This window comes from Devosia sp. (genome assembly GCF_030689745.1).
GTDB classification, from domain to species: Bacteria; Pseudomonadota; Alphaproteobacteria; order Rhizobiales; family Devosiaceae; genus Devosia; species Devosia alba.
This window is the reverse complement of sequence record NZ_JAUYGL010000007.1, coordinates 35,645-60,852: the sequence shown is the minus strand read 5'-3', so window position 1 is coordinate 60,852 and position 25,208 is coordinate 35,645. Positions and strand designations below refer to the sequence as shown.

Genomic DNA, 25,208 nt, shown 5'->3' with positions numbered 1-25,208 from the left:
GAGCCCGTCCGTTCATAACGGAGGGTGTCTGAACATGTGCGCCGAGGCGCATGGCGATCAGGTCAGGCTCTGGGAGGCTGGTCGGGTGTGAGATTGAGGGACAGTGGAAAACCCTGTTGCCCCGCGGCCCACCAGGTGTTTGGCGGCACGGATGATGCGGCCATCGTTATCGGTCGACTTGCGAGGATGTCGTGTACATGGTCATGGACGGTGCCGTGATGGCTAGCATGGCCGGTGACCGAGATGCTGATGGCCGTCGAAGCATTCAAGCGCTGGTGAAGCGGAAGTTCGACGACCACCGGATTCACCGTCGCATGTGCCGGGGCAAGAAGCACCACAACCATGGCCATAATGGCGATGAATAAGGTCAGTGGATTAAGATGCTTCGTCGGCTCGCTCATCCCTCCATAATAGTTCGGTAACGCTAACAACGTCTTTACGGGTGGCGATTTTGCTCATCCTAGCGCTCATCCGGGCTCTTGCAGTGCATAGGCTTAGTATATCCTTCGACCGTGAACCCATCGGCTTTAAGGAGCGACCGCTGGAAGGGCAGTTCTTGGGCAGGTGACAAGGATGCGCTGCTGCCGTTTCGGTGGACACGCGGTTAGGCCAGCTGGACTGCCCCTAGCCCGGTAGACATGCCCCGCCTATCCTTTGAGCATAGGAGGCAGCTTGTGAGTACCCAGAGATTTACCCCAGAATTTAAAGAAGAAGCCGTCCGGCAGGTGGTTGAGCGCGGCTATCGGGTTCCGGATGTCGCGGCCCGTTTGGGCGTGTCGGCCCACAGCCTGTACAAATGGGTTAAGGCGGTGTCGCCCGACCGATCCGAGCAGCAGTCGCAGGAGCTTTTGGAGGCCAAGAGCGAGGTTCTTCGCTTGCGCTCGCAGCTGCGGCGTACGGAGGAGGAGCGGGATTTATTAAAAAACGATCAAGGGCCTTGGCCCGCCTGTGCGCGGTAGAAACAGGGCATGCTACGGTGGTCGGTGGAGGGGAGTTGCCGACTGCTTATTGGAGGCTCTCGACCCCGTTAAAAAACGTGGCACATGGGCTGTTGCGCACTTGAGAGTGGTGACGCCATTTCGGTGGCGATCCCGGTTAGGAAAATGACGAACTTGCGCGGCCCAGCCCCTCCATCACCATGGGAGGAGAAGCATGCCCAAGCCAAAGTCTGCCAGTCCTCAGAACCTGATACGAACGAATCCCGGGGCGGCGGCGATCGACATTGGATCTACGATGCACATGGCTGCCGTGAACCCGGACAGCAACGATACGCCAATACGCGCCTTCGGCACCTTTACCCACGATCTTCAGGATCTCGCAGACTGGTTCAAATCCTGCGGCGTCACCAGCGTGGCGATGGAGTCGACCGGCGTCTACTGGATCCCCGCCTTTGAGATACTTGAGCAGCACGGGTTCGAGGTCATTCTGGTGAATGCGCGTTATGCCAAGAACGTCCCCGGTCGCAAGACCGATGTCAGCGATGCAGCCTGGCTTCGCCAATTGCATTCCTATGGCCTGCTGCGCGGAAGCTTCCGTCCCGATGCCCAGGTGGCAACGCTTCGTGCCTATCTGCGGCAGCGAGAGCGTCTTGTCGAATATGCCGCCGCCCACATCCAGCACATGCAGAAGGCGCTGATGGAGATGAACCTGCAATTGCACCACGTCGTGTCGGACATCACCGGAGTGACCGGGATGAAGATCATTCGGGCGATCGTATCGGGCGAGCGGGATCCAGATGTCCTGGCATCCATGCGCGATGTGCGTTGCCACTCTTCAACAGCGACAATACGAGCCGCCCTGATCGGCAACGACCGAGAGGAGCATGTTTTTGCACTCTCCCAGTCCCTGGAACTCTACGACTTTTACCAGCAGAAGATGCTTGAGTGTGATCGGCGGCTCGAAAGTGCAATTGCCTCAATGGCCCTTGATTTTGAGACCCCGCTCCCGCCCCTTCCAAAAATCCGGACCAAGACGAAGCAGGTGAATGCACCGTCCTTTGACGTGCGCGCTGCACTATATGGTCTTGTCGGCACCGACCTGACGCAGATCCACGGTCTCGGCTCATCGTTGGCTCTAAAGCTGGTCGGCGAGTGTGGCACAGACCTGCGGGCCTGGCCGACTGCCAAGCATTTTACCTCGTGGCTATGCCTGGCGCCTGGGAACAAGATCTCCGGCGGCAAGCTGCTCTCGTCGCGAACCCGCCGATCCTCCAGCCGGGCGGCCGCGTTGTTACGGCTGGCTGCAACCACCATTGGGCGCAGCGACACCGCCCTGGGTGCATTCTATCGGCGACTGGCAGGCCGCATAGGCAAGCAGAAGGCGGTGACTGCGACGGCCCGCAAGATCGCGGTCCTGTTCTACAATGCTCTTCGGCATGGGATGCGCTATCAGGATCCGGGTGCTGCATCCTATGATGAGCAGCACCGTAGCCGTGTTCTTGCCAATCTGCAGCGCCGTGCCCGATCGCTTGGCTATCACCTCGAGCCTACGACAGACGGTACTGGTGTTTCTTAGGAAAGCCGCGCGGTACTTTGCCAGGGAACCCGAGTGAAGTACCGCTTCATGAACGAGCACCGCCATGACTACGCCATCACGTTGATGTGCCGCGTCTTGCGGGTGGCTCGCGCCGGTTTTTACGCCTGGCTGCACGAGCCGGTGAGCGATCACGCCAGGGAAGATGCCCGCCTGCTCGATCTCATCCGCGATTCCTACAGCGCAAGTCATGGGGTTTACGGTGCGCGTCGCATCTTCGGCGATCTGCGAGAAGTTGGCGAAGTCTGCGGCCTCCACCGTGTCGAACGCATCATGGCTGAGCACGGCATCAAGCCCGTGCGCGGCTATAAGAAGCCGCGAGGCATTGTCGGCCGCCCCTCGATCATTGCGCCGAACCACCTGCAACGCGTCTTCACTGTTGATGCGCCCAACAAGGTATGGGTGACCGACATTACCTATATCCGGACCTGGCAGGGCTGGCTCTATCTTGCTGTCGTTGTCGACCTGTTCGCGCGTAAGGTGGTGGGCTGGTCGATGAAGCCCAGCCTCTCTAGAGAGCTCGCCATGGATGCGCTGTTGATGGCCGTCTGGCGCAGAAAGCCTGACGGCAGCGTCCTTGTTCACTCAGATCAGGGGAGCCAATATGGCAGCGATGACTTCAAGCGGTTTTGTCAGGCCAATAATCTGCAACCCAGTATGAGCCGGCGTGCCAACTGCTGGGACAATGCCGTCGCAGAGTCGTTCTTCTCAAGCTTGAAAAAGGAGCGCATCCGAAAACGCGTCTACAAAACCCGAGACCTCGCCCGCGCCGACATCTTCGACTATATCGAGGTCTTCTACAACCGAACCCGCCGCCACAGCCATATTGGCGGCGTCAGTCCCGAGGCGTTCGAAACCGCCGCGGCGTGAGGCTAGGAAATGTCTACCAAACCGGGGGCAGTCCAGTGCAGCAGACGTTGCTTCGCTAGGACCATTAGCGGCTAAGTCCGTTGCCGCCACCGGCGTTCGCAGGGCCCCCGGCATTGCCCGAATTCCCCGCATCGTCCGGTCGGCCAATATCGGCAGGCACGTTCTGCTCGCGCATAGCCGCCCCGTTGCTTCCAGCAGACGCGACGGCGGCCCTGGCCTCGTCGCTCGCCTGCTCAGGCAAGGTGGGGCGGTATCCAGGTGTTCCATCGACCACGCCAAGGTCATTGGCGCGCCCACCAGCCACGGCAGAGGCATCGCAATGCACCTCACCCCTGATTGACTGGCCATCGGCGAGGGTTAGGGCCGCTCCGGTAGTACTCCCTACGTCGCGATCGGCGCAAAAGCTGGCAAGTTGCCCAGCGCTGACGAACTCGTTGAGAGATTGCCCATGGGCTGCGCCGCTGAACGACACCGCTACCAAGAACGCGGCCATTGCGGTTTTGGTCATTAAAAGTACCTTCCTAAGAAACTGACATGAGTATATCTACTCCAGAATCTAATATCTCCCGCGCAGAATCGGTGGCATTCTATCTTCGCGGAGCGCATCCGGCCTTAACACCCGATTAATATTTGCCGTCCAACGATGGATCGGTGGTCAATGAAGACCCTAGCGAACTGATCCGCACCGGGCTATTCAGGGACATCCCCACCATTTTGACGCAGAGCCAGCAAGAGTTCTGCAGGAGAGACCCCCAGTAATGAGTACCCCGACTGATCGTGAGATAATGGATGCTGTCCTGCTGGAGCAGGTTGCCGAAATCGTCTCGGCCTATGTCGCCAACAATGCGCTCTCGACCGCTGATCTACCAGCATTGATCACCAGCACCCACAGCGCATTGCGTTCGCTGTCAGCATCACCAGTAGAACCGCCAATGGCAGACCTCACGCCAGCCGTTCCGATCAAGAAGTCGGTCACGCCGGACTTCATCATCTGCCTGGATGATGGCAAGAAGTTCAAATCGCTCAAACGGCACTTGAGCACGCTGGGCATGACACCCGATGAGTATCGCGCCAAGTGGGGCCTGACCTCGGACTACCCGATGGTGGCGCCAAATTACTCTGCCACGCGGTCTTCCCTGGCGAAAGCCAATGGACTTGGTCGGAAACCCGCTGCGGTGCCGGCAATACCCACAAAGCGGACCAAGAAGCCGAAGATCGACGCGTAGAATAGAACAACTAGCAGCCGAGCCCGGCACTCCGCCGGGCTTCGGTTCAAGAAGAATTCCCATGAAAGCCCGGGGCCAGTTGGACGTCAACCTTGCCAGCTTGGCTTGGAAACCTGCTGACCTCAAGCGCCGTGGCCAGGTTCCGTATGGGTTAGCCTCCGCGATGACAGCCAGCGTTCGGCCTGGTTCGTCACACGCCGCCGCTGGATCAGGTACTCTGTCAGCAGTGCCTTCACCGTGTTTGCCGCCGGTGCGTTGCCACGCGGCTCAACATGGCATGGCCGCCGATCTGGGCGTGGATGATGCTGTTTTCGACGAAGTAGGTCGCACGGTGAGTCTCGCCGCCATGCGTGGCTTCAACAATTTGGACTAGACACTCTCGTTCCTGTTCCATCTGCCACCTCCGGCGGTAATCTTGGACACCGGCGTCACGCGGTTCAAGGAAGTACGCTGACCGCTGTCTAAAGGAGCGGGTTAGTCGAACATCTCGATGACGTGGCCAATTTGATCCGCACAGTCCGGCATGGTTGGCGGGCATAGGGCGGACCGAAATGGCAAGGGTCAATGCAGCCAAATGCGTTCGTGCCACTGCGCGATCAGGCCATGTGGCCGATCGGCTGCACGTAGGTCACCCGCTGTCCCGCGGTCAGGTTCAGCACGGCCGCCGTCGCGGCCCTATCGGCTCCACCGGCCATGGCGGCGTGATGTTCAACCGACCGCCCGCACACGAAATTAATGACAGTCCCGACGCCGCTCCATGCGGGCCAGCGCAATCAGCTTGACCACGACGAAGCCGGCCGCACGAGATCGATCGCTTGCGTGACCGCAAAGGTGACCACGTCCTTGGCTTGTCCTACACGGCGACCGTCTTGGGCAACCGCCATCGCATCACCCCCGCTCAGCAGGGCCATGATGACTACGGTTCACCTTGGCCGAACTTGACCCCGATCTCGGTCCCTGACCGCCGGACCACCCCGCATCGATAGCTTGTGCCGTCATCCAGCGAGAGGATGAAGTCAGGCGGGACGCCGATCACGGATTCTACTCGAAGCAATGCCCCAGTCGTTGAGAGATTTCTCACGATACAGGTGATCGTGGAGCGTCCTTCGTTGAACACGATATGCGCGCCTTTCAGGGTTCGCCGCCTCGCTGCGACCCTCCGTTCCTCCATTTGGTCACCTCCTCCCTGGAGAATGTCTCTACCAGACGTTGCCGGCGGCCTTATGATCGAACGGGCGCGGGACCGAAGGTATAGTCAAACGGCTCAACGCCTGTCTAGATTAGAAGGGCTCGACCATGGACGTCATGCGCGCATGCCTATGTATGAACAACCTTCATAGCTTCGACACGTAGACCAGCAATTCTTCCACTACGCTCGCGAGGGCAAACTCGCCCGCTAGGCAGCGGCTGCCATTCGTTCGCTGTCGATCGAGTCCTTCGATATGCCGATCAATCTACCAGACGCACCCATTTCCTGAAATATTAGACCAAGTATGCCGAAAACAATTTCGACACTATGTCAGCGACATTGACGTTTAATTCGCGGCCGACAACTGTAATTTGTATGCTCCATACTGCGTATTTGCAGTACATGGCGGCCATTGAGGCTATATCACGCTGATCTAGTCCTTCGTGCCGTGAATCACTTGGGGGCGTCTGATCAAGGGCCGCTCCGGGCGAGTGGGAGACGGGACTTGAGCCAAGATCTATTAGCGCGGGCCGCCGAGGTGCTGGCGGAGGTCAACTGGGAGGCGCTGGCCAAACTGGCAACTACCTCATACGAGGCCGTGGTCCAGGACCTCCAGACCGCGATCACGGCGCTTGAAGCGCAGACCGCGCATTATGAGACAGCCATCAATCATGTTTCGCAGGGGGTCTGTTTCTTCGACAGCGAGCGGCGGCTGGTTCTGTGTAGCCGCCGCTACGCCGAGCTCTACCGTCTCACACCGGAGCAAGTTCGCCCGGGCGCCTCCCTCGGCGAGATCGTCGAGCTCCGTATCGCCGCCGGAACCTGCCCGATGGGCGCCGGCGACTACCTGCAATGGTGCGCCTCCGTCAGTACTGGCATCGGACCCAAGGTGTGGTCGGCCGAGCTTCAGGACGGCAGAAGCATCCGCGTCTGTCACGAACCGATGCCGGGCGGTGGCTAGCTGGCCACACACGAGGATGTCACAGAGCACGAAGCCAACCGCATCGTGGCGGATGAACGTTTTTTGTCGCTGCAAACTCTGATCGACTGGGTACCGGACTATCTTTGGGTCAAGGACACACAGAGCCGCTTCCTGATTGCCAATAAGGCTATCGCCTCCGATAGCGGCCGAGCAAAGCCCAGCGATATGATCGGCCTGTCGGACTTTGACATCCATCCTACCGCTGTTGCCCGGACGTTTCGGGCTGTCGAGGAAGGCATCCTCGACAGCGAGGTGCCGATGATCGACCAGGAGGAGTCGATCGTTGACTCCTCTAGCGCCACGAAATGGCTCTCATCGACCAAGGTGCCCCTGCGCGATGCCCAGAACCAGATCACGGGTCTGATCGGCATCGCGCACGACATCACGGCGCGTAAGCAAGCCGACGTCCTGCGCAACGGACAGGCGCATATTCTTGAGATGATCGCGATGAGCGCGCCGCTCGAGGAGGTGCTGGAGCAGCTCAAGTATCTGGTCGAATCACAGCTGAACGGGATTTTCGGCTCGGTCATGCTGGTTGACTAGAACGAAGGTCGCTTGCGGCATGGCCGGCGCCAAGTCTGGCGAAGGCATACGCAGCGGCGATCAATGGCGCCCGCATCGGCCCCAAGGCGGGATCATGCGGCACGGCTGCGTTTCGACGGGAAGCTGTGATCGCAACGGACATCATGCATGACCCCCTATGGGACGATTATCGCGACGCAGCCGACGCGCATGGCTATCGTTCGTGCTGGTCGACATCGATCCTATCGACACCGGTAACTTCTCTGGGCTTATGCGGCTCGGAGTAGCGGTGCTTTTGGATTGTACAACGAAGGCACCTGAGGTTCAGGCAGCCGAAATCTTGCGCGAAGCCGATCGCGAAGCTCGCCGTTCATATCGGCTGTTCGAACCTGCATCAGCATGTGGGCACCGTGCTGAGTCCAGCGCATCTGTTGCTTCTTCGCCATTCGTTTGGCCACCAGCGAATTGACCGCCGACTCAGCAAGGGTCGTGGCAACGCGAAGGCCAGATCGGTAGCGCTTGCCGTAGTTGACGATCGCACTGCGGTTTGAGCGGATGAAGGTAAGGAGCTGGGCGCAGAGGTTATGAAGGCGCGCGTCGACGAGTGCCCCTTCTTCCTGCCTGGCCTTGAATTTAGCGACAAGCTGCTCGAGGTCGCCGATGGTGCGATCCACGTGTTCCGTGCCAAAGACGCCACTTCACGGCTTTAATCTCCCTTCCGATAGACGGCAGCGCACCGGCTGGATCAAAGCAGGATCGAGCCATGTGATCTGCGATCTGCTGCATGGGTTGACTCTTCATGGCGATGTGGAACCAGTCGATGATGTGGGTGGTCGGTTTTGGCATCGCACGAGGCAATCGTTTGAGGATCTCGGCGCCATCGGAAATCACGGTCACATTGCCAATGCCGCAATACCCCTCGTGGCGAAGCGCGTGAAGGGCGCGATCCCGCATCGCATGTTGGCCGGTGTTGCTGGTGGTGAAATATCGGCCGCCCGAATCTCCCCGCCCACCACGCCCGCAGCGGGCAACTACGATCTCGAAGTTTCTCGCTAAGTGCTTGTCGGCACTGCGCACATGAGCGGTATCAATGCTGATAACGAACTCTTTGCGCCGGTCACCAGGAAGCTGCATCTCGAGCTGACGTCTTCATCCATCTGCGTTTTCGCACACCACGATTCCCTGGTTATCTGCTCGTCGAGCCGCTGGCCGATACGGATTGTCCTCTTGCGCACTGTAGCATGCGTCTCAGTCGGCTCAACGGGCAGGAATTGAGCGAGCATGGTGGCGGCCTGCCGATATGGCATCATGCTTCCCAGCCGTGCCGTCAGTTCCATCAGCTCGGGCGTTGCCTGATCCGGACAGATTTCCTTGAGAGGCGCGAACGCAGCGTCCATTCCTGGATGGCAGTCCCGGCACAACAACCAGCGGGGATTGCGAACCTCCACCGTGCCGAAGACCGTTCGAATGCGGCGCGTCGTATAGTCCTTGACTAACCGAATGGTTTGGCAATCCGGGCAGACCCTTCGGAACAGCGTGTAGGCCTCGACCTCGTGGGTCACGACCGCTGCTTGTAGGGTGGCCATGATCTTGCTGCCGTCGTCGATCGACAGGCCAAGGTCCCCACCACGAAGGCGTTCATCGCTTTGTCGATCCGGAACTCTCGGCGGCTGGTGTCTCCGAACTCATTTGTCCCCTCGATCGAAATCGTCCATTCCATTGTCATCAGCACCTCTGTGGCCAAAGAAGGTGGTGATGACGCAGTCCGTCCTAACAGATCGTGGCCGCTCTCACCCCAGAGAAGTTCCCGGTCTCGGGCGATGACACATCCGCCCTCAACTATTCATGCAGCAAAAAATGACCGAGATAAGTGCCATGAGTGAACCGCGTCGGTGGAAGTTCTATTATTAGTCTTCCTGACCCGTAACCTGGACATGCCAGGGTGCGATTACGTGTTCCAGCCATTGCACGAATGCATTGAGCATAATGGCAAATGTTAATAGCACAATGATCGGAGCAAACATTTCGGCGGTTTCGAAATTGTTGGCAGCCGTGAGGATGATGCCGCCCAGACCCGAAAGCGCGGTGAAGAACTCCGCCACGATCATGGCGATGATGCCCTTGCCGACAGCAAGCCGGATGCCGGCCATGATATAGGGCACGGAGGCCGGCAGGACGATCTTCTGCAAAATCGCCCGGCGCGAGCCAACGAAGGATTCGCCCACTTCGATCAGCGACTTGGGAATGGATTTGACGCCGGACCAGGTGCTCATGCAGATGGGAAAGAACGACAGCGTGGCAATGATAGCGACCTTGACGGTAAAGCCCAGTCCGAACCAGAGCATGAAGAGCGGCGTAATCGCGATTAGCGGCATGGCATTGCCCGCCGTAACATAGATGCCGAAGGCGGCTTCCATGAAGCGGAACCGACCGAGCAGCATACCAATCGGAATGCCTAGGATGGCCGCGATGCTGAATCCGACTACGAAGGGCTGCAGGCTTTGGAAGAAGGCGCTGGGCAGCCGTCCGCTAAGGGTGAGCTCGACCATTGCAACTGCAATCGCGGAAGGATAGGACCCGAATAGCGGATTGACCTGGCGGCCAAAGAATTCCCAAAGCAACAGCGCGATGGCGACCGAGGTGAGGGTGATGAACCGGCGGCTCATCAGGATCGTGACAAGGTCCATGCGAATGCTAACCGGCACGGTGGTGTGGTCGGTGGTCATCATGCGGCCTTTCTCGCATCGGCGTCCATTTCGGTCTTCAGCAGCTCCCACAAGCGCAGTCGCTTGTTGCCGAATTCAGGATTGCCGCGTAACGCGGCAAGGCTGGGGCGCGGTCGGGGCAGATGTACATCGAGCATTTCGGCGACCCGCCCGCGACTCATGACCACGACGCGGTCGGCCAAGAGCACGGCTTCGTCGAGGTCATGGGTAACCAGAATGATGGTCTGCTGCGTCTTGGCCTGGATGGCCAGGAGTTCGTTCTGGAGGCCCTCGCGGGTTTGCGCATCTAGCGCGCCGAACGGCTCATCCATCAGCAGCACGTCAGGCCCGATGGCAAGCGCCCGGGCAATGCCCACGCGCTGCTTCATACCGCCCGACAGTTGATGCGGCAGGCGCTCGGCGGCGTGACTGAGACCAACGAGCTCCAGATATCGCGCGGCTTCGGCCACCCGGGTTGGCTTGTCCATGCCCTTGAGTTCGAGCCCGAACGCTACATTCTCAATAGCGCTGCGCCAGGGCAGCAGTTCAGAGTGCTGAAACACCATGCCACGGTCGTAACCGCAGGCGTTGACCTTCTTGCCATTGACCATCACAGAGCCACCGCTAGCCTGCTCGAGGCCCATGATGATACGCAGCATAGTGGTCTTGCCACAGCCACTCGCCCCGGTGATGGCAACAATCTCACCCCGTTCGAGGGAAAAGGAGACCCCGCTCAGCGCGTGCACCTCGCCTTGAGCACCAGCCACCTTGGTTTTGAACGTCTTGGTGACGTTCTGGATTTCGACCAGTGCCATTGCAAGGTCTCCTTTTCTGTCGTTATTGGGCCGCGAGAAGCGCTTTGGCGTTTTCAAGCACGCTCGTGTCGACGATCATTGTGGGATCATAGCCAGCATCCATGTTGCCGGTCTCGGCAAGAAGGCCGCTCAGCCATTCGAGCTTGTCGATTTCAACCGTCATCTCGGGATTGACCGCACCGAACTTGACCACCTCGTCGTAGATCAGCACAGGCGCCTGGTCGGTTTCGGGCATCTCTGCCTTTTCATAGGAAAGAGCAAGAGTCGCGTCCTTGTTTTCGAGGGCATAGCTGAAGCCCTTCATCTGCGCGGCAAGGAACTTGGCGATGTAGTCGGGGCGATCGCGCACGATGTCGCCGCGGGTCATGATGCAGAAGCGCACATACTCGGGCACGACGTCGCGCGCATGCACCAGCATATGGAGGCCTAGTTCCGGCGCCTTGGCGTTGAATTCGCTCGAGCTCGGCGCAGCAGTGATAAGATCGGCCGAAACGGCCGCCACGCGTTCTGAGTCGCTCCCAGCGACCGTGAAGTTGACGTCGTCGAGCGAGAGACCGGCCGACTTGACCACGGCACGCGAGAATAGATCCGGCAGAGAACCGGGGGCGGAAACACCGATAGTGCCGCCAGCCAGCTGCTCGACCGACGTTATTTCTGGCTTGGTGAAGAGCGCATAGGTCAGACCCGGCCATGGGCAGCCAATGATCTTGATGTCGGCGCCCTTGCTGGCCGCGATCATCGGGCCGCCGGGATTGCCGATATAAGCATCGAGTTCACCGGCCAGCAGGCCGCGCAGCAGGATAGAGTCGCCCTTGAACGACTGCATGTCGATGTCAATGCCGAAGCTGTCATCGAACCCGTCCTCGGCCGCCATGTAGACGAAGCCGGCGTCACCCTTGGTGGCAACCGTACCGTAGCGGAACGGCTCGAGTGACTGCGCGTGCGCAAAGGCAGTGGTGACGAGAAGTGCCGTAGCGGTCAGGCTCACTAGCTTTTTCATGTAATAATCGCTCCCTTAATGATCGCGCGGTCCCCCTGAACCGGCGCGCTTTTCTCCAACTCGAACCAGGGCCACTTATGCGGCTCGCCAGTTCGCCCTAGCCGCATCATTGCGGCAAGCTCTTCGACCGTGCGCAGCAAAGACAAAGACCAGCCCCTGTCGTTTTGTATGACAGTATGACATACTACAAGCCCTGTCCAGATGCTGATCACTTTTTGCGCTCGCATTGCCCTCGCTTGTTTTTTATCCAGTACGCATCGGTGGCGTTTGGTTTGGCTGCCCTCACTGGACAACCAAAATACAAGATGACATAGTATCGTCATACAAGATGACGAACGTCAAGAGAGTTAAGATGCGACCAGGCGGCGTACTGTTTTCCGAGATGACTCCCGATCCCAGCTGGGAGGCCGACTTTCACGATTGGTACGATACCGAGCACATCCCAATCCGCATGGCCGCGCCGGGATTTCTCGGGGCTCAGCGCTATTGCCGCAACGACGGTCCGGGCTTTCTGGCGGTCTATGACATGGAGTCGCCGGAGGCGCTGCAAACTGACCAGTATAAGCGCATCAAGGGCGAACCGAGCGAGCGCACCGCGCGCATGTTGCGCGATGTCTCCGGCTTCACACGCTATACCGGCCGGCTCTTGAGTTGGCAGCAGCAGGAGGGGATCAGCGAAGCCCAGATGCTGGAGAGCCTGGTGCTCTATTCGGTATTCTTCACCGTGCCCGAAGATCGGCAAGCCGACTTCAACGATTGGTACACTCAGGATCACGTGCCCAGGCTGCTCGAAGAGCCGCAATGGCTCGGTGTCCGCCGTTACCAGATCGTCGATGGCGCGCCTGAGAGCTATACGCACCTGGCGCTGCACCACCTCGCCTCCGCCGATGCACTTGAAAGTTCCGCGCGGGCCGCCGCCCGTACCACGCCCTGGCGTGATCAGCTCGCCGCCGAAAGCTGGTTTCGCGGCACGTACATGGTATTCACAAAGCGCCGTCAGCGATTCTTGGCGCAACCTGCGGCCTAGACCTCGGAGATCGAACATGGATAAAGTATCGGGACCAGCAGATCGGTTGCGCGCGGGAGAGTTGGGGGCTTCGGACATGCCAGATCTGCGTATCGTTCAGCCTCGCGCCCTCTTGCGCGAACAGGTACTCGACAAGCTGCGCATGGCCATTATCGAGGGCTGGTATCCGCCCGGCACGCGCCTTATCGAGCGAGAGCTCTGCGAAGCGTTGGGCGTCAGCCGCACCTCGGTGCGCGAAGTCCTACGGCAGCTCGAAAGCGAGCAACTGATTACGGTGGAATCTCGCCGTGGCCCTATGGTCGCCTTCATCACCGTTGCCGAGGCCGAAGCCATCTACGAGACCCGCGCTATTTTTGAAACGGCCGTAGTCCGGGCCTTTATCGAGCGCGCGCCACAAACTGAATTCGAAAAGCTTATGGTTGCTGCCCGCGAATTCGGCGAAGCCGCGCAGTTGGAGAATCGCCACCAGCTCCTCAGCAGCATGAGCCTTTTCTACGAGATCCTGTTGCGCGGCGCCGGCAATCCGGTGCTGCAAAGCGTCGTGCGGCAGCTGATGGCCCGCGTCGCGTTTCTGCGCAGTAAATCCCTCAGCGAGCCGGGCCGTCTCACGTTCAGCGTCGCCGAAATCCAGGAGCTCTCCGACGCGATCATGGCACGGGACACGCAGCGCGCCGAAAAGGCCGCGGCCAATCACGTCGCCATGGCCCGCGAAGCGGCGGTGCGGCAAATCTCGCTCGAAAGCACCGGCGAACGGCTGCGCGGCGCCAGCTGATCAGCGGGTCCAGAAGCGGCTGAACTGAGTTGCGACGATCTCGTCATCCGCCAGTACACGGTCGCTGAGACCATTGGCCATGGCAAAGCGGTTCAACCCCTCCAGCGCCTCGGGCCCGATGCTCGCGTCGTAATAGGGGCTATCCCGCTCCACCAGAACCGGAATGAGCTCGGCCTGGTCCTTGGGAAACAACTCATCGCCCACCTGCCGTGCGAGCGACGGATCGGCGCGCAGTGCAGCCTGCGTCGCCCGGACGGCACGCACTGCGGCAGCCGCGACCTCGGGCTCCTTTTCGATCAAGGCATCGGTCGCTGTCAGCGCGGCGAAATTGTAGAAGCGAGCACCCTCCGGGCCGTCACCACGCCGAAGATCGAGATGGAGTTTGGCGAGGCCCGCCTTTTCGGCCAGCGCCAGGCGCATCCCATTGCCCCAGAAGGCATCGGCGTGGTTCTGCTCGATGGCCCGGACCCCGTCGAGACTGTGCCATTCCGATTGCGTTGCGAGACTCTCGACGATCTGGACATCGTCCGACGCCAGCCCCGCTTCGGCAAACATGTGCCGCAGCGCAGTTCGCGGAAACTTGAACGAGGACGAGACACGCAGGCCTTTGAGTGCCTGGATATCGCCGGGGGCAATGTCGATGTCCTTGCGAATGCCCATGAACCAGTAGGAGTATTGCGACAGCGCGCAGAGTAGCTTGGCGCCCTGCCACATCGGGAAAGCCCGGGTGGCGGCAAAGGCTGGCCCGCCGAAAAAGTGGATGGTGCCATCGCGCAGCTTTTCCGGCCCGCTCTTGGCGCCATATTCAGGCACGAACTCGACCTCGACTCCTTCCGCCTTGAAGAATCCCAGCTTCACTGCAGCGGTGGCGACGAAATAGGATGGGGAATCCACATCGGCAACCATTAGCTTATACATCAGCAAACTCCGTTGACGTTGAGCTCGAGGCGCCAGCGGGCCCGAGCCATCAGATCAGCGTCCCCGCCCCTGCTGCCGATCAGTTGCAGGCCGAGCGGCAGGCCGCCATCGCTGAGGATCGGTAGCGATACGGCCGGCACGCCAAGGAGCGAGGCCGGAACATTCATGGCCGGGCTGCCAGTCGTGTCGTCGAGCCGCGGCGCCGCGCCCGTCGCAGCAAGGGTGACAAAACCGTCCACCCGCTCCGCGACGCGCTCATAAGCCTGCCGAATGGTCGCGCGCCGTGTTAGGGCCTCTTCGTAGTCATTGAGGGTCATTTCCAGGCCCGCGGATAAGCGCGCCTGCATGATCGGGCTCAGTTGCCCATAGGGATAGCTGCGCAGCGGCCAGCAGAATTCCCAAGACAGGATGCGTTCCGTCAGCGGCCAGGCCTCGGCCAACGCTGTTTCCAGAGCGGCGAGGTCGGTGTCCTTCGCGTCGCTAATAATCTCCACCCCGGCACCCTGCAACAGGCGCAGTTCCGCATCCAGCGCCGCGCGCGCTCCAGGCTCCAGTTGCGACCAGCCGGCTGTCCTCAGCAAGGCCAGCCGGCGCGGCTGCCGTGCCTCCGAAAGCTTGGTGTCGCCGCGCAGCGCCGGATGCCCGGGATCGCCGCCGACTCGCTCGGCAATCGCCGTTGCCAGCGCCCAGGCGCCGCTCAGCGTCGTGGCGATCGTTCCTAGACAACTGTGGCTCAGCTGATCATTGGCGCCACCCCGGTTGAGGGCGCCGAAGCTGGGCTTGAAGCCTACGACCCCGCAATAGCTCGATGGCCGCAGGATCGACCCCACGACCTGCGTCCCCAGCGCCCCATCCAGCATGCCAGCGCCGACTGCAGCCGCCGAGCCGCTGCTGGAACCGCCCGGCGTACGGGCTGTGTCGTGCGGATTGCGGGTATCGGCAAAGCTGTGACGCGTTGCAAATTCGGTTGTCGTGGTCTTACCCAGCACCACGGCGCCTGCTTCGCGCAGCGCCTGCACGCAAGCAGCGTCGCGCCTCGTGTGAAAGCCTTCCCAGATCGGCGAGCCCTGCCCGGTCGGCATGTCGGCAGTTTCGATAACATCCTTGATGCCGATCACCATGCCGTCGATCGCAGAGAGTGGCTTGCCTTCCGCCCAGCGCTTTGTCGACGCTGCGGCCGCGGCGATTGCCCCATCGCCATTGATGACGGTGAAGGCCTTGACCTCACCTTCCCTCGCCGAGACGGTCGAAAGATAGCCATCCAGCACATCAGTCGGCGTCGTGGCGCCAGACTGGTACCGTTCATGAGGGCCCTCCAGCACTAGATGGGACGCCGCAGGCTGGCTCATGCCGAGGCCGGAATATCTTCGTAGCGCAGGCCACCGACGCGGGCATTAATGCGACCGCCCGTGCCCATGCAGAAGATGATCGCTACTTCGTCCGGCATCGGACCATCGGGAATGAGCAGCGTCATGCCATCATAGTGCGAACGCACATAGACGTCGTCCTTGCAGTTCATCGGCACGTCAATCACCGCCCCCGGCGCCGCCACCTTGGTCATGGAGGAAATCCAGGCTTGGGCGCCACCGATAGCTTCGCGAAACGGATTAGCAAATGTGGTGGTGAGGAGGGCATTGGCATGCTCCTGCTCGCCCCCAAGGCCCACAACCCCGCCCTTCCCATAGCTTTGCACCGGCATGCCGTCGAGCGCCTTGAGCGCCGTTTGCGCCATGTCCCGGCCCAGCCCTTCACTGGCTTCGATCAGCGGCGATAGATCTTCCACATAGCGGCCTATATAGGGGTTTTCGAGCATGTAAATCACCGCAACCTTGCGCAGCGGCATCTCAGCGCGCCGTCCTGCGTCTACCCGCTTGTCGTCGATCAGTGTTAAAGTGCGGCGGATTATGAGATCCATGAGGCAGCTCCAGCTAAAGGTTCAGAGATGTTTGTCATACAATAATATGTCCGTCAATCTTATCTAACATAGATCAGCACGTCCCAAAGCATTTTTGCGGCTAGGCCGGCCAGCAACAGCATGATGAGTCGGTCAAAGGCCGCGCGCGACACGGTCCGGCTTATAAAGGTGCCAAAGGACATGCCGAGCAACATTGGCAGTAAAGCCGCACAGCTGAGGAGAAAGCCGCCGAACGTGAGCACGCCGGTGAAGGCCAGAGCCGGGAGTTGCACGGTGACGAAGGTCACAAACAGCAAGGACACGGTGTTCATAAAAGTCAGCCGGTCGAGCTGCATGGCGTTGAGAAAACTCAGCGAGACGGGCGCGGAGATACCTGCCGATCCTTGTACCACACCGCTCACGAACCCGAATGGCGCAGCCAGCCGCGCGGCCAGCGGCGCGCTCAGCTGCCAGTTGGCCTTGGTCACCCGCAGCACCAGATAGAGCAGCACGGCCAGGGCCACGACCAGTGACAGGGTCCGCGAATCCAGCCCCACCAGCGCCCAGGTACCCAGCACCACGCCGACAGCCGCTGATACCAGAAAAGGTACGAGGAAGCTGGCTCGCAAATGGTGCTTCCGGTTCTGCCAGGCCTGCATCACATTGGTAACGAGGTTCGGTACCGTCATGATGACTATGGCAAAGCGTACGTCATGAAACGCCGCCATGGCGGGAATGGCGAGGATCGGTGCCCCTGCGCCGGTCGCGCCTTTCAGAATTCCGCCGCAAGCCAGGCAGATGAAGACGATGACCAATTCGAACACGGGCAAAACCTACTCTCCTCGGTTCGGATCATCAGGCGACTGGAAAACCCAGACCGCCCATGCAGACGTATTTCATCTCGAGGTAGTCCTCGATACCGTGGCGCGATCCTTCCCGGCCCATGCCGGATTCCTTGACCCCACCAAAGGGCGCGACCTCAGTGGTCACGAGCCCCTCATTGACGCCCACAATGCCGTAATCGAGCGCTTCCGACACCCGGAAGGCGCGACCCAGGTCTCGGGTATAAAAGTAGCAGGCGAGCCCGTATTCGGTATCGTTGGCGAGCTGAATGGCTTCTTCTTCGGTCTCGAAGCGGAACACCGGAGCCAGCGGCCCGAAAATCTCCTCGCGCGAAAAGCGCATGCTCGAAGTAGCGTCCGCGACGACGGTGGGCTCGAAAAAATTGCCACCCAACGGGTGCCGTTGGCCACCGGTCATCACCCGCCCGCCCTTGGCGACGGCGTCGGTCAGCAACTCTTCCACCTTATCGACAGAATCGGCGTCAATTAGCGGCCCCAGTTCCACTCCGTCTTCGACACCCGCACCGATGCGTAATCGCTCCACCGCTGCCGATAGTCTTGTAACGAACGTGTCGTAGACACCGGCCTGAACATAGAAGCGGTTGGCGCAGACGCAGGTCTGTCCGGTGTTGCGAAATTTAGCGTCAATACCACCTTGCACCGCGCGATCGATATCGGCGTCGTCAAAAACGATGAAGGGCGCATTGCCGCCGAGCTCCATCGACACCTTCTTGACGGTCTCGGCAGCCTGGCCGAGCAGCACTTTGCCGACCTCGGTGGAGCCGGTGAAGGTGATTTTACGCACCAGCGGATTGGAAGTGAGTTCGCCGCCGATCTCGCGCGCTGAGCCAGTGATCACATTGACAACGCCTGGTGGGAAACCCGCCCGGGCGCAGAGCTCGCCCCAGGCGAGACCCGAATAGGGCGTTTGCGTTGCCGGCTTACAGACGATGGTGCACCCTGCTGCCAATGCGGGCGCAATCTTGCGCGCCAGCATTGAGGATGGAAAGTTCCACGGCGTGATGGCGCCGACGACGCCGATCGGCTGGCGCGTCGCCAGCAGGCGCCGCTCGCGCCAGGGCGAGGGAATGATCTCGCCATAGACGCGGCGTGCTTCCTCGGCAAACCACAGCACGTAGGCGGCGCTCATGCTGATCTCGCTCTTGGCCTCTGCCAAAGGCTTGCCCTGTTCCAGCGTCAGGATACCCGCCAGCTCATCGCGATTGTCGAGAATGAGCTGGTGTAGGCGCCGCAGCATCTCGGCCCGTTCGCCGGCCGTCGTACGGCTGAAGCTTTTGAACGCCTCGTGCGCGGCTTCGATTGCTTGCCGTGTTTCGGCGGCGCCGGCATTGGGAATGGTGCCGATCACCTTGCCGGTCGCCGGGTCCTCAACCTCCAGCGTCTTGCCGGACTGGGCATCGACCCAGGAGCCGGCGATATAGAGCTGCTGGCGAAACAGCGGGCTGTCGCGGAAATCTTGCTGCAATTTCGTTTCTTTCGTTGGGAATGCCGATCAAGCTGCCTGCAGGTCGGCGAGCTTACGGTTGGCCTCCAGCATGGAAGCGCGCATGAGATAGTCCTTGGCGCTGACCGGGTCGGCCGCGATGCGGCGCAACTCGTCCAGATTGGCCTTGCGGGCTTCGGGGTCCTTGGCTTCCAGGCGTTTCTTGTTCTGAATGGTTTGCGCCTGCACGAACTCGACGGTCAGGCTGCGGCGCTGCAAGTCGTAAAGATCGAGCAGCGCGTCGGACGCGCCGTGCCAGACGCGCGCCAGTTTCTCACCCAGATTGACCGCGTCCTGAATGCCGCCATTGAGCCCCATGCCGCCGATCGGGTTATTGACGTGCGCGGCGTCGCCGGCGAGCAGGATCCTTCCCTGCCGGAAGGTCTTGGCCACGCGCTGGTGCACGCGATAGAGGTTTCGATGCACGATCTCATAGCCGCCGTCCTTGGGAAAGAACCGCTGCAGCCGCGCATGCACCGCCTCATCGGACAGGAGCTCGGCGTCGGTCTGGTCGGGCGACGTGGGAAACACGGTGCGCCAAAGGCCCGGCGGGCCGTCGGCCGCCACCTTGAAGCAATTGCACCATTCATCCGGGTCGGCAAAATAGCTGCGGAAGCTATAGCCGCGATTGGCTGCGAAGTCGAAGGGCGTGCTGAGTACCAGAAACTGCTCGGCCCATGTGAAGCCGTCGAACTCGATATTGGCGCCCTTGCGCACCGTCGATCGTCCACCATCGGCTCCCACCAAATATCGGCCCTCGAACTGGCGCTGTCCATCAGGCGTCTTGACTGTCACCTCAACGCGGTCGTCATGCGCGACAAAGCTCACCACATCATGGTCGAACAGCACTTCGGCGAAAGGCTCGTCTTGCAGATGCTTGAGCACGATCTGCGCCGTCTTGAACTGCTCGCACTGCACCACATAAGGATAGGCCGTTTCATCGGCGATCAGCGCATGATCAAACTCGGCGACGAGTTCGCCGCTGGGGCGATCCCAGAACTGGAAGATCGGCGACACGAGACCGGCCGCACGCACCTCCTCTTCGAGCCCTAGTTCCCCCAGAAGTTCCAGCGTTGCCGGATGAGTCGTGGCCGCGCGCGGGTCTTCCTGCAGGCTCGAAAAGCGCTCCAACACCGTGACCGGCACGCCCCGTCGCGCCAGGCTCAGCGCACAGATGAGTCCCACCGGGCCACCGCCACTGATGATCACGCGATTCTTGTCGGACATGGGCTTTCTCCTTGGAATTGGGTTAGTGTGCAGCGCCGCTAAAGTCGCGCGGCAGGCGGTTCTCGGCGACGCGGATGGCGCGCGTGGGTGCGGGAGTATTGCGGCTGCGCCCGACGAAGCGCGGCACGCCCTCGCTGAACACGGCGCCCACGGCCACCGGATCGCCATGGCGCAGTGCGCCCAGCGCGGTGCCCTGCGTACCGCCAAGCGGCGCATCGATCAGCACCAGGTCGGCATCCTTGCCGGGTTCGAGGAAGCCGGAATTGCGGCCATAAACGCGGGCGTTGTTGCCCGTCGCCGCGCCAATCACCATTTCGGGCGGCAAATCGAGCAGGCTCGACAGATGGGTGATGGTATAGAACATGCCCAACGGCATGATGCCCGAGCCGGTAGGGGTGTCGGTCGCGATCAGCAGCCGGTCGAACTGATCGTGCGCCAGCGCCTGGCGCGTGCACAACAGCGCCGTCCGCAGATTTCCAGCCGTGCAAAGCTGCAGTGCCACCTGGCTCTCGGTCACAACGCGCTCGAAATGCCCATCCGGCATGGCGACCGGTCCGCCATTGATGTGGAAGGACACATGCGGATCAACCGCCAATACGTGCTCACCATTGATTGGCGACGATCCGGGGATCGACGCGCCACCCGTATGCATGGTGGTGATCATGCCATAGGCTCGTGCCATCGCGACGAGCGGCTTATATTCCATTGGGTCGGCAAAGGCCCCGAAACCGGCCTTGGCAAGCCAGACGCCGGCAGACGCAAGTTCGGCGAAGTCGGACTCGGTAAGGCCGGGCTCAAGGATCACCGACCCCGCCCACACCCTCATGCCACCAGGGCGGTAATGGGCAAAACACCGCTGCGCCGCGATCGCCAGTGCCTTGACCCCCACCGGATCGGTCGGGCGGCCAGGGACATGGACCTCCGAGGCGCTGATCGATGTGGTAACACCGCCATGGAGATAGCTTTCGAGATAGCCCACGGTCTTTTGGCGCGGTGTGTAGTCGCCGAAGGTGATGTGGACATGCGAGTCGATCAGCCCCGGCATGGCTGTTGCTCCGCCGGCATCGACCACCACATCGCAGGAAGCGAGCGCGGCAGCATCGACGGTGCCAACGCTCTGAATCAAACCATCCTGCATCACGATGCTGTCGCCGACAATTAATGGCCTGCGCCAGTCGCCGCTTACGATGCACCCCAAATTGACAACTGCCGCCCGCACATGGACCCCCTCGTAAAAACCAGAGCTCTCTTGTATGACAAGATTACGATATGTCAAGCCGCCCAGATGGCTACATTCTTTGACCGCGGGACGCAAAGAACATAAAAGCGCTCTGCGGAAGAACTTGCGCCGGTCATTGCAGCGAACCAATGCGGCCCGTCTGGGGCGAGACAGGCCACTGCACTCTCCATTCTTCGCGATCCCGAACTGGTGATGAGCAATCGACGAACATCACGCGACCCATGTTGATTGCCACTGAGAAGCAAGCCATCGACGGGTTATTTCGAGCGAGATTTTGGTGCTGTTGACGAGAACGCGTCTGTTGGTTTCATCGGGGATTAGCGAATGCAGGAGCAGCTCCCGCGCGCGAACTTTGCGTCGGATGGTTTGGTAAATGCCATGCATGTCTTCGGGACCGAGTGCAAATCCTGCTTCGATCGCGCCGTCCTTGTAATTGGGCACGGCGACGCCTTGCCGAAAAACAAATCAAGTTAGTGTTGCACGAACCATATCCGCGCTTCATCTCCCGGTCGATCACAGCGCCGTTCGTCACGATTTTCCAAGTTGGAGCGATAATGGTGTCAATCGGCGCCGGATAAGGGCTCTGACGCACATTCGATGATCGCAGGATCATGTCGCTCCCATAAGTCTGGCCTGGAGCAGGTCAAGCTTGGCGCGGCCGTACATCTGACGTTTAACGAGCTTGAGCTTGTTGATCTGCCCTTCGACCTGGCCGTTGGACCATTGCTGGGTGATCGCCGCGCGGATGGCGGCTTTGTCATTGGTGACACCCTTGGCAAAGGAGGCGATCAGGCTGGGGCTGGCCTCGGCGATCCACGGATCGAGCTGGGCGACATCCTTCTTGTGGATCATAACGTGGAAGTCGTCGACGATCCGACGCGCCTCTGCAAGCATTGGAACGCCGGTCTCGATGGCGGCGACAGTGACGGTTTCTGCCTTGCTCAGATGATCGCGGGCGGTGGTCATCAACCGCGCGATGGTTCTTGCGGACGGCACCCTGTGCAACTGCCGATCTGAGGTCATCTCGGCTCTCCGGCGACGCGTTGTCCATTCACCCACAACGCGCAGGGAGCCCTGGAAGCCTTTTCCCCTCAGCTGGCGCCACAGCTCGGCACCGTTGCAGCAGCCTGAACGCCATTGCTCGTCCAGCCAGAGCAACCAAGGTTCCAGCGAACTCTGTCGGACCCGGAATATCTCGTTGGGTTGACCGCGGATGACCTGCCGCACGAGTTTCCGGCTGTGGCCGGTCAGTCGGACGATCTGCTTGATCGCAATACCCTCGCCGGCAAGCTTGAGGATCGCCGTGCTCATCTCCTCGCGCCGGACATAGCCATCATATTGCAGCCTTTCGGCCGAGGTCAGCAGTTCGGGGTTGATTGTAGTGGCGGCGCCAATTGCGGCCCGGATCAAGCGCATGGACTTGCGCACGGAATCGGTAAAAGCAGCACTGGCATTTTCCATCAAGTGCCAGCGGTCGGCAACCTGGATTGCTTGGGGCAGCGCCCTTGCTGCAGCAGCGCCATAGCCACCACCGCGATCACGGGAGACGATGTCGATTTCCGGATGATCGGCGAGCCAGGCAGCCACGGTGGCGATTTCCCGATCGGGCAACAGTGCTATGATCCGCCGCCGCTCTAGGTCGCAGACGATGGAACCGTACCGATGGTTCTTGCGCCAGGCCCAGTAATCGATGCCCACAACCTTCAGAATCTGAGTTGGCTGGCGGGCCCGGCGCCGTACCACCCTGAGCAGCGTATCGTTGCTGACGGGCACCATCAGCCGCCGGGCCAAGCTTGCCGCCGGCCGTCCTCCAAGTGCCACCCCGAGATGATGGACTATGCACTCCAGCCGCGACGACCGTCGTGAGCGCTCTGCTACAACGTCATCGGCAAAGCGCTCAGCAAAGATCTTCCGCCGGCAGAATGGCGCACCGCAAACGAAACGTCTGGCCATAAAGCGAAGTTCAACCCGACGGCCGGCACAAGGCAGGTCGGAAACGGTCCGGACATAGCGGCTATGAATGCGTCTTGAGCGAATTCCGCACAGCGGGCAAGGCCTCTCAGGTTCCGCCGCCCGCGCCAAAACTATGATGCCATCTTCTATCTCGGTTACGCTCTCGACGACCAGTCCAGCCGGGATCAAGGACGAAATCCGCATATTCATCGCCATGGTGCTGATTCCTCTTGGAAAACAGCACCACCTCGCCATCAAATATCATCGAGAGTGAGTCAGAGCCCCTATTGGACGCCGATTGGGGGTTCTTATCCGGCGCCGATCACCGCCATGGGCTTTGCTGGACAAGGCGCGGGGGGCCTAGAGAACGGCGTTGCCGGTACCGGCATCAATGTCGCCTGGGGCGGCGAGGCCAGCCGGGTCAGTCTCGGCGTCAGCTATCTTGGCGAACAGGGCAGCCTGCTGGGCTTGGGGCAGAACACGACGTTCGGATTGGGTGGCGGTAGCGCCACCGGAACGGCACATCTGGGCGTTGATCAGATGGTAGCGCCCGGTTTCGAGGTGTTTGGCCCGCTGGAATATGGTCTGGCCAGGCCGACCGGTTCGACGTCCGGCCTGGTGACGTCGCTGTCAGACGTCCAATTTTCTGGCTTCGAGGTTGGCGCGAGAATGAACACTGTCTTCGGCGTCAACGACCAGGTGGGCTTTTCGATAGCGCAGCCCTTGCGGATAGAGAACGGTACGATGGGACTTCAACTGCCCGTCGCTCGCGCCGCCGATGGAACGATCGAGCATCGGCAGGCGAGTGCCGACCTTGCTCCGGGCGGCAGAGAGCTAGACCTCAGCGTCAATTATAAGGTTCCCCTGCAAGCGGGTCATCTGCAGGTCGGCCTGCAATACCGGCTCGATGCTGGCCATATCAAGGGTGCCTCGGCCGCGGGCACTGCCATCGGCTTCCACCAGTCGTTCTGAACTTGGCCAACGCCCCGAGGCCCCACGTCAAGCAATTGGCCGGATCCGCTTGGCGATAAAGTCTAGCGTTGGGGACCTCTAGCCTCGTCCGCGATAGGTTGGAACGCCTTGCTCGGGCACCCACATATTGGGCGGCAGCGTCCCATATTGCCAGAAAACGTCGATCGGAATTCCACCGCGCGGGTACCAGTAACCGCCAATCCGCATCCAGTGCGGTTCAATCAGCTCGGCGACTCGGCGTCCGATCGCCACGGTGCAATCTTCATGAAATGCCCCGTGGTTGCGGAACGAGGTGAGGTAAAGTTTAAGCGACTTGGATTCCACCAGCCATTGATTGGGAACGAAGTCGATAACGATATGAGCAAAGTCCGGCTGTCCGGTGACCGGGCAGAGCGAGGTGAACTCGGGCGCCGTAAATCGCGTCACGTAGTGGACATCAGATTGGGGATTGGGCACACGATCCAACCGCGCCTCTTCGGGGTTGGCCGGTATGATGCTCGAAGCGCCGAGTTGGAGATTGTCTGGCAGGCAGATCATCGCGTGACACCTGAGTGCTGGTTAACGGCGGCAAGGGTCTGGATCGCCTCGAGGCAGGCGAGCGTGGCCTCGCGGCCCTTGTTGTGGGCATCGTCACGGCTGCGCACGATTGCCTGTTCGTCGGTATAGGTCGTCAGGATGCCGAAGGTCAGCGGCACGCCCGTCGCCAACGAGGCGGTCATCAAACCGGTACTGGCCGCCTGGCTGATGTATTCGAAATGGGCAGTATCGCCCTTGATGACGCAACCCAGACAGACCACGCCGTCATATTTGCCGGTCCTCGCGAGGGTCTGCGCAATCAGGGGAATTTCGAAGGCGCCGGGCGCGGAATAGACGTCACTTTCTGACAAGTCGACGCCATGCTCGGCAAGGCTGGCACGGGCACCAGAGAACAGTCCGTTGGTGACGTCTGCGTTGAACCGGCTCACCACGATGGCGATCCGGAGTTCAGGGGAAGCATTGGTATCGGTCATATCCAGCT

General features: G+C 60.6%; 24 protein-coding genes and 3 pseudogenes. 9 read left to right on the top strand and 18 right to left on the bottom strand.

Annotated elements, in window-relative coordinates; translation table 11 throughout:
• Positions 1-62: 62 nt before the first annotated feature.
• Entirely contained in the window at positions 63-401 is a 339-nt protein-coding gene (locus tag Q8O80_RS00870) for a hypothetical protein (RefSeq protein ID WP_305575936.1), read from the bottom strand.
• Positions 402-674: 273 nt separating this feature from the next.
• Between Q8O80_RS00870 and Q8O80_RS00865 the strand changes: the two are divergent.
• The 3 genes and pseudogenes from Q8O80_RS00865 to Q8O80_RS00855 form a co-directional block, all read left to right on the top strand.
• A pseudogene (locus Q8O80_RS00865) lies at positions 675-923 on the top strand (transposase); the annotation flags it as partial.
• 229 nt (positions 924-1,152) lie between these two features.
• Entirely contained in the window at positions 1,153-2,514 is a 1,362-nt protein-coding gene (locus Q8O80_RS00860; protein WP_305575934.1) for an IS110 family transposase, read from the top strand.
• Positions 2,515-3,402, top strand: a pseudogene (locus tag Q8O80_RS00855) (IS3 family transposase); the annotation flags it as partial.
• Positions 3,403-3,466: 64 nt separating this feature from the next.
• On the opposite strand, the gene Q8O80_RS00850 reads toward Q8O80_RS00855, so the two are convergent.
• Complete coding sequence (locus Q8O80_RS00850; protein WP_305575933.1) at positions 3,467-3,910, bottom strand: hypothetical protein; 444 nt, start codon at positions 3,908-3,910, stop codon at positions 3,467-3,469.
• A 250-nt stretch (positions 3,911-4,160) separates the two neighbouring features.
• Between Q8O80_RS00850 and Q8O80_RS00845 the strand changes: the two genes are divergently transcribed.
• On the top strand, positions 4,161-4,628 hold the full coding sequence (locus tag Q8O80_RS00845) for a MucR family transcriptional regulator (RefSeq protein WP_305575932.1): 468 nt from the start codon (positions 4,161-4,163) through the stop codon (positions 4,626-4,628).
• Between the two features lie 232 nt (positions 4,629-4,860).
• On the opposite strand, the gene Q8O80_RS00840 is transcribed toward Q8O80_RS00845, so the two are convergent.
• Complete coding sequence (locus Q8O80_RS00840; protein WP_305575930.1) at positions 4,861-5,022, bottom strand: hypothetical protein; 162 nt, start codon at positions 5,020-5,022, stop codon at positions 4,861-4,863.
• 1,300 nt (positions 5,023-6,322) lie between these two features.
• Between Q8O80_RS00840 and Q8O80_RS00835 the strand changes: the two genes are divergently transcribed.
• Together Q8O80_RS00835 and Q8O80_RS00830 are read left to right on the top strand one after the other, a co-directional pair.
• The gene (locus tag Q8O80_RS00835) at positions 6,323-6,778 is read left to right on the top strand and encodes a PAS-domain containing protein (protein ID WP_305575928.1); all 456 of its coding nucleotides are present in this window, start codon (positions 6,323-6,325) and stop codon (positions 6,776-6,778) included.
• A gap of 45 nt (positions 6,779-6,823) precedes the next feature.
• Entirely contained in the window at positions 6,824-7,342 is a 519-nt protein-coding gene (locus Q8O80_RS00830; protein ID WP_305575926.1) for a PAS domain-containing protein, read from the top strand.
• A 248-nt stretch (positions 7,343-7,590) separates the two neighbouring features.
• On the opposite strand, the pseudogene Q8O80_RS00825 reads toward Q8O80_RS00830, so the two are convergent.
• From Q8O80_RS00825 to Q8O80_RS00810, 4 genes and pseudogenes are all read right to left on the bottom strand, one after another.
• A pseudogene (locus tag Q8O80_RS00825) lies at positions 7,591-9,041 on the bottom strand (ISKra4 family transposase).
• Positions 9,042-9,228: 187 nt separating this feature from the next.
• The gene (locus Q8O80_RS00820; protein WP_305575924.1) at positions 9,229-10,050 is read right to left on the bottom strand and encodes an ABC transporter permease; all 822 of its coding nucleotides are present in this window, start codon (positions 10,048-10,050) and stop codon (positions 9,229-9,231) included.
• Positions 10,047-10,841: an ABC transporter ATP-binding protein gene (locus Q8O80_RS00815; RefSeq protein ID WP_305575922.1), complete on the bottom strand. Its 795-nt coding sequence runs from the start codon at positions 10,839-10,841 to the stop codon at positions 10,047-10,049. The genes Q8O80_RS00820 and Q8O80_RS00815 overlap by 4 nt, the downstream gene beginning before the upstream one ends.
• Positions 10,842-10,863: 22 nt before the next feature.
• Positions 10,864-11,841 (bottom strand): ABC transporter substrate-binding protein, encoded by a 978-nt coding sequence (locus Q8O80_RS00810; RefSeq protein ID WP_305575920.1) that lies wholly within the window; start codon positions 11,839-11,841, stop codon positions 10,864-10,866.
• A gap of 352 nt (positions 11,842-12,193) precedes the next feature.
• Between Q8O80_RS00810 and Q8O80_RS00805 the strand changes: the two genes are divergently transcribed.
• Positions 12,194-12,868: a DUF4286 family protein gene (locus tag Q8O80_RS00805; protein WP_305575918.1), complete on the top strand. Its 675-nt coding sequence runs from the start codon at positions 12,194-12,196 to the stop codon at positions 12,866-12,868.
• A 16-nt stretch (positions 12,869-12,884) separates the two neighbouring features.
• Entirely contained in the window at positions 12,885-13,640 is a 756-nt protein-coding gene (locus Q8O80_RS00800) for a GntR family transcriptional regulator (RefSeq protein ID WP_371136064.1), read from the top strand.
• Here Q8O80_RS00800 and Q8O80_RS00795 read toward each other — a convergent pair whose 3' ends face one another.
• From Q8O80_RS00795 to Q8O80_RS00755, 9 genes are all read right to left on the bottom strand, one after another.
• Positions 13,641-14,558 carry an ABC transporter substrate-binding protein gene (locus Q8O80_RS00795; RefSeq protein WP_305575914.1) on the bottom strand — a complete coding sequence of 306 codons (918 nt, stop codon included), beginning with the start codon at positions 14,556-14,558 and terminating at the stop codon, positions 13,641-13,643.
• A complete protein-coding gene (locus Q8O80_RS00790; protein ID WP_305575912.1) occupies positions 14,558-15,907 on the bottom strand; it encodes an amidase in 1,350 nt (449 codons plus the stop codon). Before Q8O80_RS00790 ends, Q8O80_RS00795 begins: the two co-directional genes overlap by 1 nt.
• Entirely contained in the window at positions 15,904-16,473 is a 570-nt protein-coding gene (locus tag Q8O80_RS00785; protein ID WP_305575910.1) for an amino acid synthesis family protein, read from the bottom strand. The genes Q8O80_RS00790 and Q8O80_RS00785 overlap by 4 nt, the downstream gene beginning before the upstream one ends.
• A gap of 59 nt (positions 16,474-16,532) precedes the next feature.
• Entirely contained in the window at positions 16,533-17,276 is a 744-nt protein-coding gene (locus tag Q8O80_RS00780) for a sulfite exporter TauE/SafE family protein (RefSeq protein WP_305575954.1), read from the bottom strand.
• 31 nt (positions 17,277-17,307) lie between these two features.
• Positions 17,308-18,780 (bottom strand): NAD-dependent succinate-semialdehyde dehydrogenase, encoded by a 1,473-nt coding sequence (locus Q8O80_RS00775; protein WP_305575908.1) that lies wholly within the window; start codon positions 18,778-18,780, stop codon positions 17,308-17,310.
• Between the two features lie 27 nt (positions 18,781-18,807).
• Positions 18,808-20,025, bottom strand: a complete 1,218-nt coding sequence (locus Q8O80_RS00770; RefSeq protein ID WP_305575906.1) for an NAD(P)/FAD-dependent oxidoreductase — start codon at positions 20,023-20,025, stop codon at positions 18,808-18,810.
• A gap of 22 nt (positions 20,026-20,047) precedes the next feature.
• Positions 20,048-21,151, bottom strand: a complete 1,104-nt coding sequence (locus Q8O80_RS00765; RefSeq protein WP_305575904.1) for an amidohydrolase family protein — start codon at positions 21,149-21,151, stop codon at positions 20,048-20,050.
• A 324-nt stretch (positions 21,152-21,475) separates the two neighbouring features.
• Positions 21,476-21,706 (bottom strand): hypothetical protein, encoded by a 231-nt coding sequence (locus Q8O80_RS00760; RefSeq protein ID WP_305575902.1) that lies wholly within the window; start codon positions 21,704-21,706, stop codon positions 21,476-21,478.
• Positions 21,707-21,874: 168 nt separating this feature from the next.
• A complete protein-coding gene (locus tag Q8O80_RS00755; protein ID WP_305575900.1) occupies positions 21,875-23,434 on the bottom strand; it encodes an ISL3 family transposase in 1,560 nt (519 codons plus the stop codon).
• 114 nt (positions 23,435-23,548) lie between these two features.
• Here Q8O80_RS00755 and Q8O80_RS00750 point away from each other — a divergent pair, with 114 nt between their 5' ends.
• A complete protein-coding gene (locus tag Q8O80_RS00750; RefSeq protein ID WP_305575898.1) occupies positions 23,549-24,190 on the top strand; it encodes a hypothetical protein in 642 nt (213 codons plus the stop codon).
• A gap of 78 nt (positions 24,191-24,268) precedes the next feature.
• On the opposite strand, the gene queF is transcribed toward Q8O80_RS00750, so the two are convergent.
• The gene (gene queF, locus Q8O80_RS00745; RefSeq protein ID WP_305575896.1) at positions 24,269-24,727 is read right to left on the bottom strand and encodes a preQ(1) synthase; all 459 of its coding nucleotides are present in this window, start codon (positions 24,725-24,727) and stop codon (positions 24,269-24,271) included.
• A complete protein-coding gene (gene ribH / locus Q8O80_RS00740; protein ID WP_305575894.1) occupies positions 24,724-25,200 on the bottom strand; it encodes a 6,7-dimethyl-8-ribityllumazine synthase in 477 nt (158 codons plus the stop codon). Before ribH ends, queF begins: the two co-directional genes overlap by 4 nt.
• Positions 25,201-25,208 lie beyond the last annotated feature (8 nt).

Coding starts and splice junctions, on each gene's coding strand:
- Q8O80_RS00870 (WP_305575936.1), bottom strand. CDS start 401: ATGAGCGAGCCGACGAAGCATCTTAATCCACTGACCTTATTCATCGCC.
- Q8O80_RS00860 (WP_305575934.1), top strand. CDS start 1,153: ATGCCCAAGCCAAAGTCTGCCAGTCCTCAGAACCTGATACGAACGAAT.
- Q8O80_RS00850 (WP_305575933.1), bottom strand. CDS start 3,910: ATGACCAAAACCGCAATGGCCGCGTTCTTGGTAGCGGTGTCGTTCAGC.
- Q8O80_RS00845 (WP_305575932.1), top strand. CDS start 4,161: ATGAGTACCCCGACTGATCGTGAGATAATGGATGCTGTCCTGCTGGAG.
- Q8O80_RS00840 (WP_305575930.1), bottom strand. CDS start 5,022: ATGGAACAGGAACGAGAGTGTCTAGTCCAAATTGTTGAAGCCACGCAT.
- Q8O80_RS00820 (WP_305575924.1), bottom strand. CDS start 10,050: ATGATGACCACCGACCACACCACCGTGCCGGTTAGCATTCGCATGGAC.
- Q8O80_RS00815 (WP_305575922.1), bottom strand. CDS start 10,841: ATGGCACTGGTCGAAATCCAGAACGTCACCAAGACGTTCAAAACCAAG.
- Q8O80_RS00810 (WP_305575920.1), bottom strand. CDS start 11,841: ATGAAAAAGCTAGTGAGCCTGACCGCTACGGCACTTCTCGTCACCACT.
- Q8O80_RS00805 (WP_305575918.1), top strand. CDS start 12,194: ATGCGACCAGGCGGCGTACTGTTTTCCGAGATGACTCCCGATCCCAGC.
- Q8O80_RS00800 (WP_371136064.1), top strand. CDS start 12,885: ATGGATAAAGTATCGGGACCAGCAGATCGGTTGCGCGCGGGAGAGTTG.
- Q8O80_RS00795 (WP_305575914.1), bottom strand. CDS start 14,558: ATGTATAAGCTAATGGTTGCCGATGTGGATTCCCCATCCTATTTCGTC.
- Q8O80_RS00790 (WP_305575912.1), bottom strand. CDS start 15,907: ATGAGCCAGCCTGCGGCGTCCCATCTAGTGCTGGAGGGCCCTCATGAA.
- Q8O80_RS00785 (WP_305575910.1), bottom strand. CDS start 16,473: ATGGATCTCATAATCCGCCGCACTTTAACACTGATCGACGACAAGCGG.
- Q8O80_RS00770 (WP_305575906.1), bottom strand. CDS start 20,025: ATGTCCGACAAGAATCGCGTGATCATCAGTGGCGGTGGCCCGGTGGGA.
- Q8O80_RS00755 (WP_305575900.1), bottom strand. CDS start 23,434: ATGGCGATGAATATGCGGATTTCGTCCTTGATCCCGGCTGGACTGGTC.
- Q8O80_RS00750 (WP_305575898.1), top strand. CDS start 23,549: ATGGGCTTTGCTGGACAAGGCGCGGGGGGCCTAGAGAACGGCGTTGCC.
- queF (WP_305575896.1), bottom strand. CDS start 24,727: ATGATCTGCCTGCCAGACAATCTCCAACTCGGCGCTTCGAGCATCATA.
- ribH (WP_305575894.1), bottom strand. CDS start 25,200: ATGACCGATACCAATGCTTCCCCTGAACTCCGGATCGCCATCGTGGTG.